This is a genomic window from Mesorhizobium sp. L103C119B0 (genome assembly GCF_000502235.1).
GTDB lineage: Bacteria > Pseudomonadota > Alphaproteobacteria > Rhizobiales > Rhizobiaceae > Mesorhizobium.
Genome location: NZ_AYXE01000004.1, coordinates 17,019 through 30,268, shown reverse-complemented (window position 1 = coordinate 30,268; position 13,250 = coordinate 17,019). Strand labels below are relative to the sequence as shown.

Genomic DNA, 13,250 nt, shown 5'->3' with positions numbered 1-13,250 from the left:
CAAATCCTGTGTCGCCCCTCTAGAACGCTATGGCGTTTCGCCAAGCTGTGACTGGCATCTTGCGTGCCGGTTCTGTAGTTGTGGCAGCCCGATGAACAAAGAAGGACCCGTAATGGCGAACCAGACCATCGACAACGCCTTCACCGCCCGCTCCAAGACGGGGCCTTCCTTCGAGCCGACCTATGCCGGCGCGCTGTCGTTCATGCGGCGCAAATACACCAAGGATGCAAAGGGCGCGGACGCCGTCGTGTGGGGCATTCCGTTCGATGCCGCCGTCACCAACCGGCCGGGCGCGCGCTTCGGGCCGCAGGCGATCCGCCGCGCCTCGGCGATCCTCGACAACGACCCGCAATATCCGTTCTCGCGCGACCTGTTCGAGCATCTCGCCGTCATCGACTATGGCGATTGCCTGCTCGATTCGGGCAATCACCAGAAGACACCAGGCACGATCGAGCGCGAGGCGGCGAAGATCCTGAAATCGGGTGCCTTCCTGTTGTCGCTCGGCGGGGATCATTTCGTCACCTGGCCGCTGCTCAAGGCACATGCCGCCATCCACGGGCCGCTGGCGCTGGTGCAGTTCGATGCGCACCAGGACACCTGGCCTGACGATGGCAAGCGCATCGACCATGGTTCGTTCGTCGGCCGCGCCGTCAATGAAGGCATCATCGACCCCGATCGCTCGATCCAGATCGGCATCCGCACGCATGCCCCCGATACGTTCGGCATCAAGATCCTTTACGGTCACGAGATCGAGGAGATGCGGGCTTCCGACATCGCCTATGCGATCGTCGACCGCACCGGCGGCAGGAAGACCTATCTCACCTTCGACATCGACTGCCTCGACCCGGCCTTTGCGCCCGGCACCGGCACGCCGGTTGCCGGCGGACCGTCCTCGGCGAAAATCCTGTCGACGCTGCGCCAGCTCGGCCAGGTCGATATTGTCGGCGCCGACGTCGTCGAGGTTGCGCCGGCCTATGATCACGCCGATATAACGGCGATCGCCGGCTCGATGGTGGCCATGCACTATCTCGGCCTGGTGGCCGAGCGAAAAGCGCGGGCGGAAGAGCTGAACAGCGGCAACCATGGCGCGGCAAACCATGGCCAGGGCATATAGGCCTGAATTAGCAGGGAATTGACGGGCACATGAAACCGAAAATCTTCATCGACGGCGAACACGGCACCACCGGCCTGCAGATCCGGGCGCTGCTGGCCGAGCGCGGCGACCTCGAGATCATCTCGATCCCGGCCGAGCGCCGCAAGGAAACGGCGGCGCGCGCCGAGTTCCTCAATGCAGCCGATGTCGCCATCCTGTGCCTGCCGGATGCGGCTGCCAAGGAAAGCGTATCGCTGATTGCCAACGACACCACCAAGGTGATCGACGCCTCCACGGCGCATCGCGTAGCCGAGGGCTGGGAATATGGCTTTGCCGAGATGGAAAAGGGCCAGGCCAAGATCATCGCCAATGCAAAACGCGTCGCCAATCCCGGCTGCTGGCCGCAAGGACCGATCGCGACACTGCGGCCGCTGGTCGCCGCCGGCCTGCTGCCGGCGGATTTCCCGATCACCGTCAATGGCATTTCGGGCTATTCGGGCGGCGGCCGGCCGATGATCGAGGACTATGTCGCCAAGGGCGAGGATGCCTCTGAATTCCAGGTCTATGGGCTGACCCTGCAGCACAAGCATGTGCCGGAGCTGCGCACCTATGCGAAGCTGTCGCACGATCCGATCATGCAGCCGGCGGTCGGCAATTTCGCCCAAGGCATGATCACGGTGGTGCCGCTGCAACTCGGCGGGCTTGACCATGTGCCGGCCGGCGCCGAACTGCACGCTGCAATCGCCGACCATTTTGCCGCCATCAAGGGCGGCGGGGTCGAGGTAGCTCCTTACGAGCACGTGGAGCGCCTGCCCGAGATCAATCCCGAGGTCTATAACGGCACCAATCGGATGAAGGTCTATGTCTTTGCCAATGACGACCGGGCGCAGGCGCTGCTGATTGCGGTCTATGACAATCTCGGAAAGGGCGCCTCGGGTGCTGCCGTTCAGAACATGGATCTGATGCTCGGCCTTTAATTCAGTTGGAGAGAGCATGTTGCCCGAAAACCGCTTAACACTTTTCGGCATCACGCTCTGAATGGACGCGCCTGCATTTCCAAAGCGCTGGAAGATCAGCGCGCCCGAGCTCATTGCGGAGACGTTTTCGAGCCGCATCTGGAAGGTGCGGCGTGAGGACGGCTCGCCGGCCATCGTCAAGGCGCTCAAACCATTCGACGATGTCGAGGACGAGTTGCGCGGCGAGCACTATCTCGCATGGCGGCGCGGCGAAGGCGCGGTGCGGCTGCTTGGCCGGGACGGCCACCGCATGCTGCTCGAATATGCCGGCGACACCCTGCTTTCCGACGTTCTGGCCAAAGAAGGCGACAACGCCGCGACCGCAATCGCGGCCGAGTTGATGGGGAGACTGTTCTCGCCCACAAGACACCCTGCCCCGCCGGACCTGCAGCCGCTGCGGACACGGTTTGCCAGCCTGTTCAAAAAGGCCGGAGCCGATCGCGACGCCGGAGAGCACAGCCTCTATATCGAGGCCGCCGAAATCGCGGACCGGCTGCTCGATGCCCCGCATGCGGTCAAGCCGCTGCATGGCGACCTGCATCACGACAACATTTTGCACGGTGCGCGCGGCTGGCTGGCGATCGACCCGAAGGGCGTGGTCGGCGATCCCGGCTTCGACGCCGCCAATCTGTTCTACAACCCACTGGGGCGCGACGACCTCTGCCTCGATCCCGAGCGCATCGCGCATATGGCCGAGATCTTCGCCAGGACACTGGGCCAGACGCCGGCTGCCATTCTCGACCATGCCATCGCCTATGGCTGCCTGTCGGCCGCATGGCATCATGAGGACGAGAATGCGGTCGACGAGAACCGCGAGCTGTCGGTTGCGGGAGTGATCCGAAAGGTGCGGCTCAGCTTCTGACCGGCGCAGCCTCGCGCGTTAGACGTAGCGAGGCAGTTCGTTCGCGAAAGGTTGTGTGCGTCAAGTTCTGCAAAATGGGGCAGCCATGATGCTGGTCATGCGGCTTGGCGCAGAGCGAGCTTCTTGTGCTCGCGCAGGTCGTCCATGTTGATGTATCGGTTGGCCTCCATCCAGTTTTCATTGGTCTCGACGGCCAAGGCCCTGACCAGGCGCAGGCAGCTTTCGGTATTGGGGAAGATGCGCACGACATAGGTGCGCCGGCGGATTTCCTCGTTGAGCCGCTCCAGCATGTTGGTGGATTTGAGATGCTTGTGGTGCTGTCTCGGCAGCCTGAAGAAGGTCAGGGTTTGTTCGATGGCATCCTCGGCCCAGCCTGTCAGGCGCGGATAGCGTGCCGACCATTTGGCAAGCCATGCGGCAAGATCAGCCCTGGCCTCTGCGAGATCGCGCCGGTCGTAGAGCCAGCGCAATTCCTGCAGGCAGTCGTCGCCGTGCTTCCTCGGCAGATGATCGAGCGCGTTCCTGAGGAAGTGCACGTAGCAGCGTTGCCAGGCGGCTTCGGGGATCACCTCGCCGATCGCTGCCACCAGGCCGGCGTGATCGTCGGACACAACCAACTCGACGCCCTTGAGGCCGCGCGCCTTGAGGCCGACGAGGAAGTCCCTCCAGGCCGAGCGGCTCTCGCGATTGGCCATCTCCACGGCCAGGATCTGGCGCCTTCCGTCCCAGTCGATACCGACCGCGATCAGCACCGCCTGGCTCATGACAACACCGGCTTCACGCACCTTCTCGTAGCGCGCATCGAGGATGAGGTAAGGAAACGGCTCTTGAAGGGGGCGCCTGGCAAAGGCAGCGAGGCTCTCGTCCAGCCGCTTGTTGATGGCCGAGATCGACGAGGCCGAGAAGGCATGGCCGCACAGTTCTTCCGTGATCGCCTTCACCTTGCGGGTCGACACGCCCTGGACATACATCTCGGCCAGTGTCGCCACCAAGGCCCGCTCGGAACGCTGGTAGCGCTCGAACAGCTCGGTGGAGAAGCGCCCGGCCCGGTCCTGCGGAACCCGCAGCTCGAGCTTGCCGACCCGCGTCACAAGGGTACGGCCGTAATAGCCCGAGCGATAGCCAAGCCGTTCGGGCGTGCGCTCGCTCTTCGAGGCACCCAGCGCCTCGTCCATCTCGGCCTCAAGCACCTCCTGCATCACCGCACGGAGCACTTCGTGCAATCCATCCGGGTTCGAAAGCANCGTCCATCTCGGCCTCAAGCACCTCCTGCATCACCGCACGGAGCACTTCGTGCAATCCATCCGGGTTCGAAAGCAAAATGTCTTTGACGGCAGCGCTGGCGGTCTTAACTTCAGTCTTGGTCATGGTGGCGTTCCTTCGCGGGAATCAGGTGACGTGAACAATCACCAGCCTGCCATGACCGCCCCCTNACTTCAGTCTTGGTCATGGTGGCGTTCCTTCGCGGGAATCAGGTGACGTGAACAATCACCAGCCTGCCATGACCGACGCCTCTCAGCGAATTTGCAGAACTCTCAGCACACTACCAACATTCAAGACGCAGAATTCTTCGGGGTAGGCTCCTACACCGTCGGAGAGGCCGCGCGCCTGATAGGGACGTCTGCGCTCAATATTTCGAGGTGGATGAAGGGCTACACCTCCGCCGCGAAGAAGTTGAGCATCGAATCGCGCCGCTATGGTCATCGCAGTGGCCGATCATCGACAATCATCTCGAGATCGGATTCCGTGACCTGATCGAGCTCCGCTTTGTCAAAGCATTCACAGGGGCCGGCGTCGGCCTTTTGGCGGTTAGAAATTGCATCGAGTACGCACGTGAGTGTGTCAATGACGAGCGCCCGTTCTCAACCAGGCGCTTCCAGACTGACGGCAGAACGATCTTCCTCGAAGGAATAGAGCGTTCCGGTGAAACCAAGCTACTCGACCTGAAGAGGCGGCAGTATGTTTTCCGCCAGGTCATAGAGCGGACGTTCAAAGACCTGGATATCGAGGATGACGCGGTGGCGCGCTGGCGGCCCTTCAATGGCAAGCAGTCCATCGTGATCGACCCCCATCGTTCGTTCGGTCAGCCGATCGCCTCCAAATATGGCGTCCCGACCGTGGCGCTTGCGCAAGCTGTAGAAGCCGAAGGATTTGTGGAAAAGGTGGCGCGCCTTTTCGATGTCTCAGCTACCGCTGTTAGAGACGCCATGAAATTCGAAGAGAGCCTTCAGAGTGCCGCGTGAAAGCCCTGGTCGACGAAAACCTGTCGCCCGCTCTCGCCCGTTCGCTAAATGCCCTGTTCGCCGGGGAGCATGAGATCGTCCATATCAGAGAGAAGTTCGGCCCCGGCGTGAAAGATGTGGCCTGGATCGGCCAGCTGAGCACGGAGGGGGCGTTGGATCGTCATCTCTGGCGATCGACGCATTACCCGGAACAAGGTCGAATATGCTGCATTTCGAAGCTCTCGGCTCGTCGGGTTTTTTCTTTCGAAGGGCCTCTACAAGGCTCCGGTCGTCAAGCAAATGGAGCGGCTACTCGCCCTTTGGTGCACGATCGAAAAGCAATCGGAAATTGTCGCGGGCGGCGCGATGTTCGAACTTCCAATAAAGAGCACGCGCATCGAGCAACTGAAGGTGTAGTCTAAAGGCAATGGCTACACTTTCGCTTTCCGCCAGCCCGCCCACCACGCTTCCCATTGTGAGCAGAACCAGCGCTCTCCTCGAGCTGGGTTGACACGCGTAGCAGAGTAATATTCCTGCCCCGGCATATGGTAGATATGCTCGCCGCGCTCGTTAATATTGCCCTTGATATCGCAGCCCGCCTCGCGGACAGCCGCGTTGCTGGCCGACGAATCGCCGCCATGGTGAACGCGCGGCAGCTCGTGCCGATCGTCGCCGACTGCAAGATAGCCCGCGGAAGTCGCCCCGAGCATCACCAGAACGGCGGCGAGACGATAGCGGAAAAGCGAGCGCCACCAAGGCCGTCGCCTCTGCAACCTCCTGGCATGAACAGAATTGCCCATGATCCCTTCCCCGAGGCGAGAATGCATCGTCTGAAGCCGGGAGTCCAGTATCAGGCCGCAGCGCTGTAGCCCGCTTCCTTGATGCGGCGCCCGCGACGCTACAGGCGCGAGACATGGTCGGCACGACCGCTTCCCTCCTGATGGTGGCGCTTGGCGCCTGGCCCTATCGCTCCCGTGAGAGTAGGCCCGGAGGTCAGGCAGCGTGGCATGTAGGACTATGGCCCGCGTTGCGGCGAACCCCCATCAAGCGGAGATCGCCAATGGCCCAGAACCAAACCTTCCGAACAGCTGTCTCGGGCTGAAATCCGAGCGCTTTCTGGCGGCAGCCGAAGCGGCTGCAATAGCATCGTCGGGCCGCTTCTGCGATCGATTGCGCTCAGAAGACGGACCCCGTCAACTCCACAATACAAGTATTTGACCCGGAACATTAGTGGTCCCTTAAGCACTTCTCCACAATCGGTACTTGTCCGGCTTGGCGCGTTTTGCTATTGAGTCCGTACAAACGGGGGTTTGGATAATGTCGAAACGCAATTTCCTGTCACCAATGGCCTTGTCGGCCACGATGATTCTCGGCGGCCAAGTTCAGGCTGCAGTCCTTGTCGAATCGGCAAATCAGCCTTCGACCAAGCTCGCTGAAGCTGGCACTGTCCCGGCGGACCTCGGCTACGGTGAGGTGCTAGATCGCTCAAATGGTACGGACGTTATCATGGCGTACCACACCAGCCATTCGAGCCATGCTAGTCACGGGTCTCACTGCTCTGGCTACAGCTATTGTTGATGGCGGACACCCCTCGCGAGAGCGAGCTCGTCCAGACTGCCCAAGTCAAGTTTGATCTGTCAGTCTTCAGCCTCGACTGTGTAAAGCGCGCAGCGTATCGGGTAACCGGCAACGCTGCGGTTGAGATCACGATCGAGGGCGGCTTCGCAGTATGCACGATCAACTTCAGCAAGGCGGCCGCGCGAACTTCGGCCGACGCAGCGGTAGAAAGACTGCGGCTAGAGGTCTTGGATCAGGACCTGCGTAGCAGCATCGCCGCCGAAACCGCCACTGTTAGAAACGCGATACTGGCGCTTGCGTTTTCCAGATCGGGCCTGCAGTCCGATGACTAAGTTTGCTCCGGCAACTGAGTTCCAACGACCGTTGGACGACACTTATCAGCTCGCGTACTTTCGTTTTTCCCAGTTGGACGACGAGCGGTATGTGCTGACCAACCAAGCGGGCGAATATCTGGTATTGCCGCGCGCCGTGCTGGCTTCGTTTATCAGGCACGAGCTTCCCAGCACACACCCCGCCTACTCCCGCCTGCGCAGCAGGCAGTTCCTCTTTGATGCATCCTCCAATATCGGCAAGGAGCTGCTGGCGCTGAAGGTTCGGACCAAGGCAAGAAGGCTTGAGAACTTCACCTCGCTTCACATCATGGTCGTGTCTTTGCGGTGCGAGCACTCCTGCCCCTACTGTCAGGTATCTCGCCAAAGCGAAGATCGTTCAGCCTTCGATATGTCAGAGGAGACTGCCGAGAAGGCGTTGGCGCTCATTTTCCAGTCTCCAAGTCCGGCTATCAAGATCGAGTTCCAAGGCGGCGAGCCGCTCCTGAATTTCCCGTTGATCCAACACGTCGTGCATCGGGCTGAAGCGATCAACAAGGTCGCCGGGCGGTCGCTGCAATTCGTCATCACGACCAATCTCGCCGTCATCACCGACGAAACCTTGGAATTCTGTCGCGTGCACAGGATTCTAATTTCAACGTCGCTCGACGGACCGGCCACTCTTCACAATGCCAATCGACCGCGCCCGGGAAAGAACAGCTACGAATTGGCTGTGGCAGGTATCCACAAGGCCAGACTGGCTCTCGGCCATGAACGCGTCAGCGCACTTATGACAACGACCAAAGCCAGTCTTCCACTGGCGCGCGAGATCATTGACGAATACGTGCGGCTAGATTTCCCCGGAATATTTCTTCGCCCGCTTTCCCCTTACGGCTTCGCGGTCAAGACGAAATTGTACGCAGCCTATGACGTGGACCGCTGGCTCGATTTCTACTTCGACGGGCTGAATTACATCCTGGAACTGAACCGTAACGGCATTCCTTTCAAGGAGTTTTACGCGGCCACCATCCTTACAAAGATGCTCACGCCTTTCGAGCCAGGATATGTGGATCTTATGAGCCCGGCAGGCATCGGTATCTCCGCCGTTGTCTATAACTATGACGCCAGCGTCTACGCGTCCGACGAAGCACGAATGTTGGCCGAAATGGGCGACAAGACATTTCTGCTCGGGAATGTCCACGAAAACACCTATGGCGAGATTTTCGGGTCCGACGCTCTCCTCGATCCTATCGAGCAATCTTTTGCAGGCTCCGTACCGATGTGCGCCGACTGCGCTTACGAGCCGTTCTGTGGCTCCGATCCAGTATTCCATACCGCAACGCAGGGCGACTTTGTTGGCCTCAAAACGCGGTCGGGATTCTGCAATCGCAATATGTCGATCTCCAAGAGGCTGATCGACCTTATGGAGAGGGACGTTACCGCCCGAGAACTCTTTCTAAGTTGGGCGAATTAGGATGTTGCGACTGAGTGGCTTCGCTGCGTCAGCAAGCGTCGGTGATTTCTCACAGCGAGTGGCACTTAGGCTCGTGACGGGCCAAGCTGACCAAGCGCCTAACCGAGAACATGATGCGTATCTTTTCAAGGGGCAGACGTTTCATCCTGAATGCCAGTGGATTGTCACCTTTGAGGAGCATCGGCCGGAAGCTGAGCGACTGTTTTCAGACCGACGACTAGTCGTTCTGCCCCACGAGTTCGACTACCTTAGCGAAGGAGACGTCATCCGCTTTGTGCCGGATCGGAAGGCAGTGCGTGTCCTGTTCAGAAAGGATGCCAACGCGAACTATTTCCTCGTAACGGAGCGGTGCAACCACCTGTGTTTGATGTGCTCCCAGCCACCCAAAGACGTTGATGATCGCTGGTTGGCGAGGGAGATTTTGGATGTGCTGCCCCTGCTGCCCGTAACGACCCCGTTTCTCGGGATCACTGGCGGTGAGCCAACGCTGGTGGGTGAGGACTTTTTTGACATTTTGTCATCAGCTCGTGACTACCTTCCGTCTACGCCGGTTCATATTCTTTCCAATGGCCGGACGTTCAAGGATCGGCAATTCGCAGAGCGCTATCAAGGGATTGGACATCCTCGTCTTTCGGTCGGCATACCGATCTATTCCGCCGACCCGGAAGTTCACGACTACGTGGTTCAGTCCAAAGGCGCCTTCGATGAGACCATCCGCGGGATCATGAACCTGAAGGCCGTCGGGGGTGAGGTTGAGATACGAGTTGTCGTTCACAAGCAGACCTATGAAGGTCTCGTCGACCTGTCAGATTTCGTTTTTAGAAACCTCACCTTCGTAGACCACGTGACGTTTATGGGACTGGAGATCACTGGCTTCACAAGGGCAAATATGGATAAGCTCTGGATGGACCCGTACGACTATCGAAGTGAGTTGCGGGCGGCTGTGCAATATCTGGCTGCGGCTAGGATCAATGTTTCAGTCTACAATCACCAGCTCTGTCTTCTTGATGGCTCTATCCACAAGTATGCAAAGCGGTCGATTAGTGACTGGAAAAATGCGTACTTGAACGAGTGCACAAGCTGCTCCAAGCGCGCCGAATGTGGTGGCTTCTTTTCATCTAGCCACCTTGCACGAAGCTCCCATATCTCGGCGTTTCAAACAAAATAGAACATCAGATTGGTTGAAAATTACGAAAGCCGTTCGCCCAGTGGGATAACCTAGCCAAATCTTAGAAATACAATCTGTGCGCTGCTGACTCGGATAGCGATTGGAGAGAATATGACCTTCGATTTTAAAAATGCGTCCAAGGCGGAGCTTCGAATTGAGTATAAACGTATCGCCGATGAAATCGGCGACGATCAATTTTTTACAAAGAAAGAGCTAAATCACCTTCCGGAGATTCTTTCAGACGGTGAGCAGGTATTGGCATTCACTTCTGGGCTCATGGACGGCGACACGTGGCTCATCACCCTGACAGACCGACGTATCATCTTTCTCGACAAAGGAATGATCTACGGCCTGAAGCAGGCCAGCATAGGCCTTGACAAGGTAAATGCTGTTAGCGGCAAAACGGGGCTCATCTTTGGTTCGATCACCATCGAAGACGGAGCTTCGCAGCGGCACATCAGCAACGTTTGGAAGAAGACTGTTGTCAAATTCGTCAATAAGGTTAGGGATGCACTGGAGCAGAGAAGGCAGCCAGCTCCAGTCTACAATCAACCGCAGGGTACCGACGTGGTGTCAATGCTTGAGCGTCTCGGCGCTTTGAAGGCGAACGGAATCATCACAGATCAAGAATTCGAACAGCAAAAAAGAAAAATACTGGCGGGATAATGGAATTTATAGGGGTCGTTGTCGGGATTATACTCTTCATCTCCGTTTATTTTTGCGTCGGTATTACCCTGCGCTTCATTTGGGAGTGGTGGATACTCGTTATGTCGACCCCATCGCTTTTTGCGGCAGCTCTGCTGTACGGGTGGATTGGTGCACTTGTATCCATAAGCCTTTGGGCCTGGACGCTTACCTTGAATAACTCGTGGCACTCGAGTGCGGTATATTTCAGAGGCGCAGATTGGCTTGATAGGCGGTTTAATTTCAAGGATACCTAGCCGCTGCGGTTCCTCGCGCCCAGAGCCGTTATGACTGTTGATGGGGCTTTAGTGTTTTTATCGAGGAAATTCAATGAAAGTAAACGTCATCGGATTGACGGCAGCATTTCTACTCGGCTGCACCGCTTCCGCATACGCTGATTGCTTGGGTGAAAGCGACTACAGGGTCTGCACAGATTCCTATTCCGGTAAAAATGGGGATCAACATGTGAGATCGTACGATACCGAAGGGAATAACTATTCGATTGACACCGAAACTCTTCGCTTTCCGAACGGAGGCCAAGAGGTCACCAGTAGCGATAGCGAAGGAAACTCCTACTCCATTCGCTCCTGGAGAGACAGCACCGGAACTCATTCCGTGGACACTGAAGGCAACGAATGCACCATCACGCCATCAGGTACTATGATGGGATGCGGGGAATAGGTGCGATGCGATGAAGAAGTTCGGAGTCTTTGGCTGCACTGGTTGCGTAGCCGCCATTATCATAGGGTGGCTGCTCGGTGTGCGCATATTGGTAGTTCAACCGATCGGAGCCATTCCTGAGGGTGTAACTGCCATAGTATATGGGGTTCCGGATCTGCATCTCGTTGACAGTCCGGATGCCATCTGCCAACGAACCCAAGGGGGCGTCAGTCTCCTATGTAGAGGAATGACAGCTGCGGCAATTGCCAACCACGGCAAGATCCTTGCTCGGCTACCCTACAGCGAGATGCTTTTTCGTCTTAGCGGCGCTCCCGTTCTTGACCGGTAAGCCGGACGGCTTTCGATTTGCGCATATGTTGTTGTTGCACATCAGGGTATACTTGGAAGTGACACCAAAGCGTCGGGTTCAGCAGGGTTGCGCTGGGCAGCCCGGTCAGCGTCCGACACTTGCGGACGCTCCGTTATAAGACATTCCCTCTTCCTCTCGGGGGCGCGCGCGCCACTGTTCGACCCGCTCGTCGACCCATCCTACGGATGGAGCCCAGGACTTCGACTTGCTGGCCGTTTATTGACCGGCCGCTGGGTTGCTTTTCGGCATCGGCACACCAAGAAGCTTTGGACGCCTACGAGGTAGTGGCAGCTCGCTGAAGCGGCTAGCTCGCCTAATCACTTCGGATAAGATCGTCGTAAAGCGAGAGATATACGAAGCTCCGCCAAACGGGGGGTGCGGCTCGCAGCAGCAACAAATTCGCGTCAGGCTTCACGGAAGCTCTTGAAAAGATATGCCGAGCGCAAAGACCATACCCTGCCGTGGGACATGGCCGGTGCAGTTGGGGGTGCTTGTGGGGCTTAACCGCACGGGCCACTGCGGGAAGATATGAGACCCCCACTCCTCTGCCTAAGATATAGGCATATTAGCAAGCGAGCAAATTATCTCGCAATGCCACCTTGAAGGCTCAACCGCGAAGCCAACTTAATTCCGAGAGAGCGGACGGAACTGGTGAGCGCTTTGTCGAACCCCGGAAGCAGTGAGCATCTTTGGGCATTGGACCTTGCCGACCTGCGCAAGGAGTTTGGAAAGTTTCGTCAAGAGCGCGGGACAACGCCCCTTGAGTGGGACGAGCACACCGAAGCTGTTCCTTGAAGAACGACGGGAACGCCGCCGGGAACCGGATTTGTCCGAGCCGTTGGGGAATGGCTAGGCTAGCGTCGCGATCATCATTCACCTTCCGGCGTGGGGGTCTTGTTGTCAGCCCTTCGAACGCATGCACACACACCCCCCGGAACTTTTGCCGGGTCGCCGTGTTCGTTGGTGATGACGAAAATTGTTGACCTTGGACCGCCTAAGCCCGGCAAGCCACATGACGCTGACTGGCCGGAGCATTTCCATGCGTGCCCCATCTGCGGCCAGCAGGTAGACCGACACGACTTCCGGCAGGTGATGTGGCACGAGCAGCCCGATCACGAGCCGCTCGATCTCAACCAATAAAAAGCCTGCCGCCCTTCCGGCCGCGCGGGCTGACGACAGAGACGTCACACCGCAAGCCTCACCAGCAATGGAACAATGGGCCATCACCGTCGCGGCCCTGAGGGTACCCAGCCGCAGGAGGGTCCTAAAGCCGCACAACCTTGTCGAGATGCAGGCGTATCCGCTGGCCTTCTGCGAAGGCCAGTGCGAACGATTCCAGGGCGAATGAGCGTGTAATTTCCTGGTCAGTTTCAATGATGCGGACGACCCATTCGCCACTGGCTCCGACCACTTCCACGCAAGGCGCGGCCTTGCAGATTGGCACCACGTTGCCCATCACGTCCTCCCTACGAAAAGCAATGGCGAGTCGACTTAAAACCGTCGTAGCCGGTAGATCAATAACAATTGCTTGTTCGGATCGGACGAACCAACCTGGATGGGCAATACGATCGGGTGCTAATGCCACTTCGGTCAGGCGAACCCTCCGGGGAACCTACCGTGAGATAGCCTCTGCTTCAGGTCGTTGGCATTCAGGATGGCGGCCAGCTCTTCGGCATACTCCATGTCGGGAAGGTCGACAGATGGGTGGCCCGCTACAATAGCCGGGAGCCCGGTGAACACGTCGAATACCGTCCACGTCCCATCCGGTTCCTGCCTTTCGTCGTACCGCAGAGTTGCCATGAGGGGATCATATAG

12 protein-coding genes and 2 pseudogenes are annotated in these 13,250 nt (G+C 58.3%); 10 read left to right on the top strand and 4 right to left on the bottom strand.

Annotated elements, in window-relative coordinates:
- Positions 1-112 precede the first annotated feature (112 nt).
- The 3 genes from speB to X728_RS158545 all read left to right on the top strand — a co-directional run bounded on the left by speB (position 113) and on the right by X728_RS158545 (position 2,971).
- Complete coding sequence (speB, locus tag X728_RS158535) at positions 113-1,114, top strand: agmatinase (RefSeq protein ID WP_023669405.1); 1,002 nt, start codon at positions 113-115, stop codon at positions 1,112-1,114.
- Between the two features lie 29 nt (positions 1,115-1,143).
- Positions 1,144-2,070, top strand: a complete 927-nt coding sequence (argC, locus tag X728_RS158540; protein WP_023831020.1) for an N-acetyl-gamma-glutamyl-phosphate reductase — start codon at positions 1,144-1,146, stop codon at positions 2,068-2,070.
- A 61-nt stretch (positions 2,071-2,131) separates the two neighbouring features.
- Positions 2,132-2,971, top strand: coding sequence for an aminoglycoside phosphotransferase family protein (locus tag X728_RS158545; RefSeq protein ID WP_023739331.1), 840 nt, complete (start codon positions 2,132-2,134; stop codon positions 2,969-2,971).
- A 95-nt stretch (positions 2,972-3,066) separates the two neighbouring features.
- Here the strand turns inward: X728_RS158545 and X728_RS0134610 are convergent.
- Positions 3,067-4,339: pseudogene (locus tag X728_RS0134610) on the bottom strand (IS256 family transposase).
- 272 nt (positions 4,340-4,611) lie between these two features.
- Between X728_RS0134610 and X728_RS01000000166515 the strand changes: the two are divergent.
- From X728_RS01000000166515 to X728_RS1000000172240, 3 genes and pseudogenes are all read left to right on the top strand, one after another.
- Positions 4,612-5,214: a hypothetical protein gene (locus X728_RS01000000166515; RefSeq protein WP_023703256.1), complete on the top strand. Its 603-nt coding sequence runs from the start codon at positions 4,612-4,614 to the stop codon at positions 5,212-5,214.
- Positions 5,211-5,303: pseudogene (locus X728_RS1000000172245) on the top strand (hypothetical protein); the annotation flags it as partial. The gene X728_RS01000000166515 and the pseudogene X728_RS1000000172245, both read left to right, overlap by 4 nt.
- A gap of 67 nt (positions 5,304-5,370) precedes the next feature.
- Positions 5,371-5,610 carry a hypothetical protein gene (locus X728_RS1000000172240; RefSeq protein WP_348529228.1) on the top strand — a complete coding sequence of 80 codons (240 nt, stop codon included), beginning with the start codon at positions 5,371-5,373 and terminating at the stop codon, positions 5,608-5,610.
- 14 nt (positions 5,611-5,624) lie between these two features.
- On the opposite strand, the gene X728_RS1000000168515 is transcribed toward X728_RS1000000172240, so the two are convergent.
- A complete protein-coding gene (locus X728_RS1000000168515; protein ID WP_023750018.1) occupies positions 5,625-5,993 on the bottom strand; it encodes a hypothetical protein in 369 nt (122 codons plus the stop codon).
- A gap of 777 nt (positions 5,994-6,770) precedes the next feature.
- Between X728_RS1000000168515 and hxsD the strand changes: the two genes are divergently transcribed.
- The 4 genes from hxsD (at position 6,771) to X728_RS158575 (ending at position 10,387) form a co-directional block, all read left to right on the top strand.
- Entirely contained in the window at positions 6,771-7,103 is a 333-nt protein-coding gene (gene hxsD, locus X728_RS158560) for a His-Xaa-Ser system protein HxsD (RefSeq protein WP_023672253.1), read from the top strand.
- Between the two features lie 31 nt (positions 7,104-7,134).
- Complete coding sequence (gene hxsB / locus X728_RS158565) at positions 7,135-8,553, top strand: His-Xaa-Ser system radical SAM maturase HxsB (RefSeq protein ID WP_196815062.1); 1,419 nt, start codon at positions 7,135-7,137, stop codon at positions 8,551-8,553.
- Between the two features lies 1 nt (position 8,554).
- Positions 8,555-9,721: a His-Xaa-Ser system radical SAM maturase HxsC gene (gene hxsC / locus X728_RS158570; RefSeq protein ID WP_023703251.1), complete on the top strand. Its 1,167-nt coding sequence runs from the start codon at positions 8,555-8,557 to the stop codon at positions 9,719-9,721.
- A gap of 111 nt (positions 9,722-9,832) precedes the next feature.
- Positions 9,833-10,387 (top strand): PH domain-containing protein, encoded by a 555-nt coding sequence (locus X728_RS158575; RefSeq protein ID WP_023672256.1) that lies wholly within the window; start codon positions 9,833-9,835, stop codon positions 10,385-10,387.
- A 2,312-nt stretch (positions 10,388-12,699) separates the two neighbouring features.
- On the opposite strand, the gene X728_RS0134590 is transcribed toward X728_RS158575, so the two are convergent.
- Together X728_RS0134590 and X728_RS158585 are read right to left on the bottom strand one after the other, a co-directional pair.
- Positions 12,700-12,891 (bottom strand): hypothetical protein, encoded by a 192-nt coding sequence (locus X728_RS0134590; protein ID WP_023672259.1) that lies wholly within the window; start codon positions 12,889-12,891, stop codon positions 12,700-12,702.
- A gap of 134 nt (positions 12,892-13,025) precedes the next feature.
- Positions 13,026-13,235 (bottom strand): hypothetical protein, encoded by a 210-nt coding sequence (locus X728_RS158585; RefSeq protein ID WP_023672260.1) that lies wholly within the window; start codon positions 13,233-13,235, stop codon positions 13,026-13,028.
- Positions 13,236-13,250: the final 15 nt, after the last annotated feature.

Excerpts from the sequence above, each read along its gene's own strand:
- speB (WP_023669405.1), top strand. The coding sequence starts at position 113 with ATGGCGAACCAGACCATCGACAACGCCTTCACCGCCCGCTCCAAGACG.
- argC (WP_023831020.1), top strand. The coding sequence starts at position 1,144 with ATGAAACCGAAAATCTTCATCGACGGCGAACACGGCACCACCGGCCTG.
- X728_RS158545 (WP_023739331.1), top strand. The coding sequence starts at position 2,132 with ATGGACGCGCCTGCATTTCCAAAGCGCTGGAAGATCAGCGCGCCCGAG.
- X728_RS1000000168515 (WP_023750018.1), bottom strand. The coding sequence starts at position 5,993 with ATGGGCAATTCTGTTCATGCCAGGAGGTTGCAGAGGCGACGGCCTTGG.
- hxsD (WP_023672253.1), top strand. The coding sequence starts at position 6,771 with ATGGCGGACACCCCTCGCGAGAGCGAGCTCGTCCAGACTGCCCAAGTC.
- hxsC (WP_023703251.1), top strand. The coding sequence starts at position 8,555 with ATGTTGCGACTGAGTGGCTTCGCTGCGTCAGCAAGCGTCGGTGATTTC.
- X728_RS158575 (WP_023672256.1), top strand. The coding sequence starts at position 9,833 with ATGACCTTCGATTTTAAAAATGCGTCCAAGGCGGAGCTTCGAATTGAG.
- X728_RS0134590 (WP_023672259.1), bottom strand. The coding sequence starts at position 12,891 with ATGGGCAACGTGGTGCCAATCTGCAAGGCCGCGCCTTGCGTGGAAGTG.
- X728_RS158585 (WP_023672260.1), bottom strand. The coding sequence starts at position 13,235 with ATGGCAACTCTGCGGTACGACGAAAGGCAGGAACCGGATGGGACGTGG.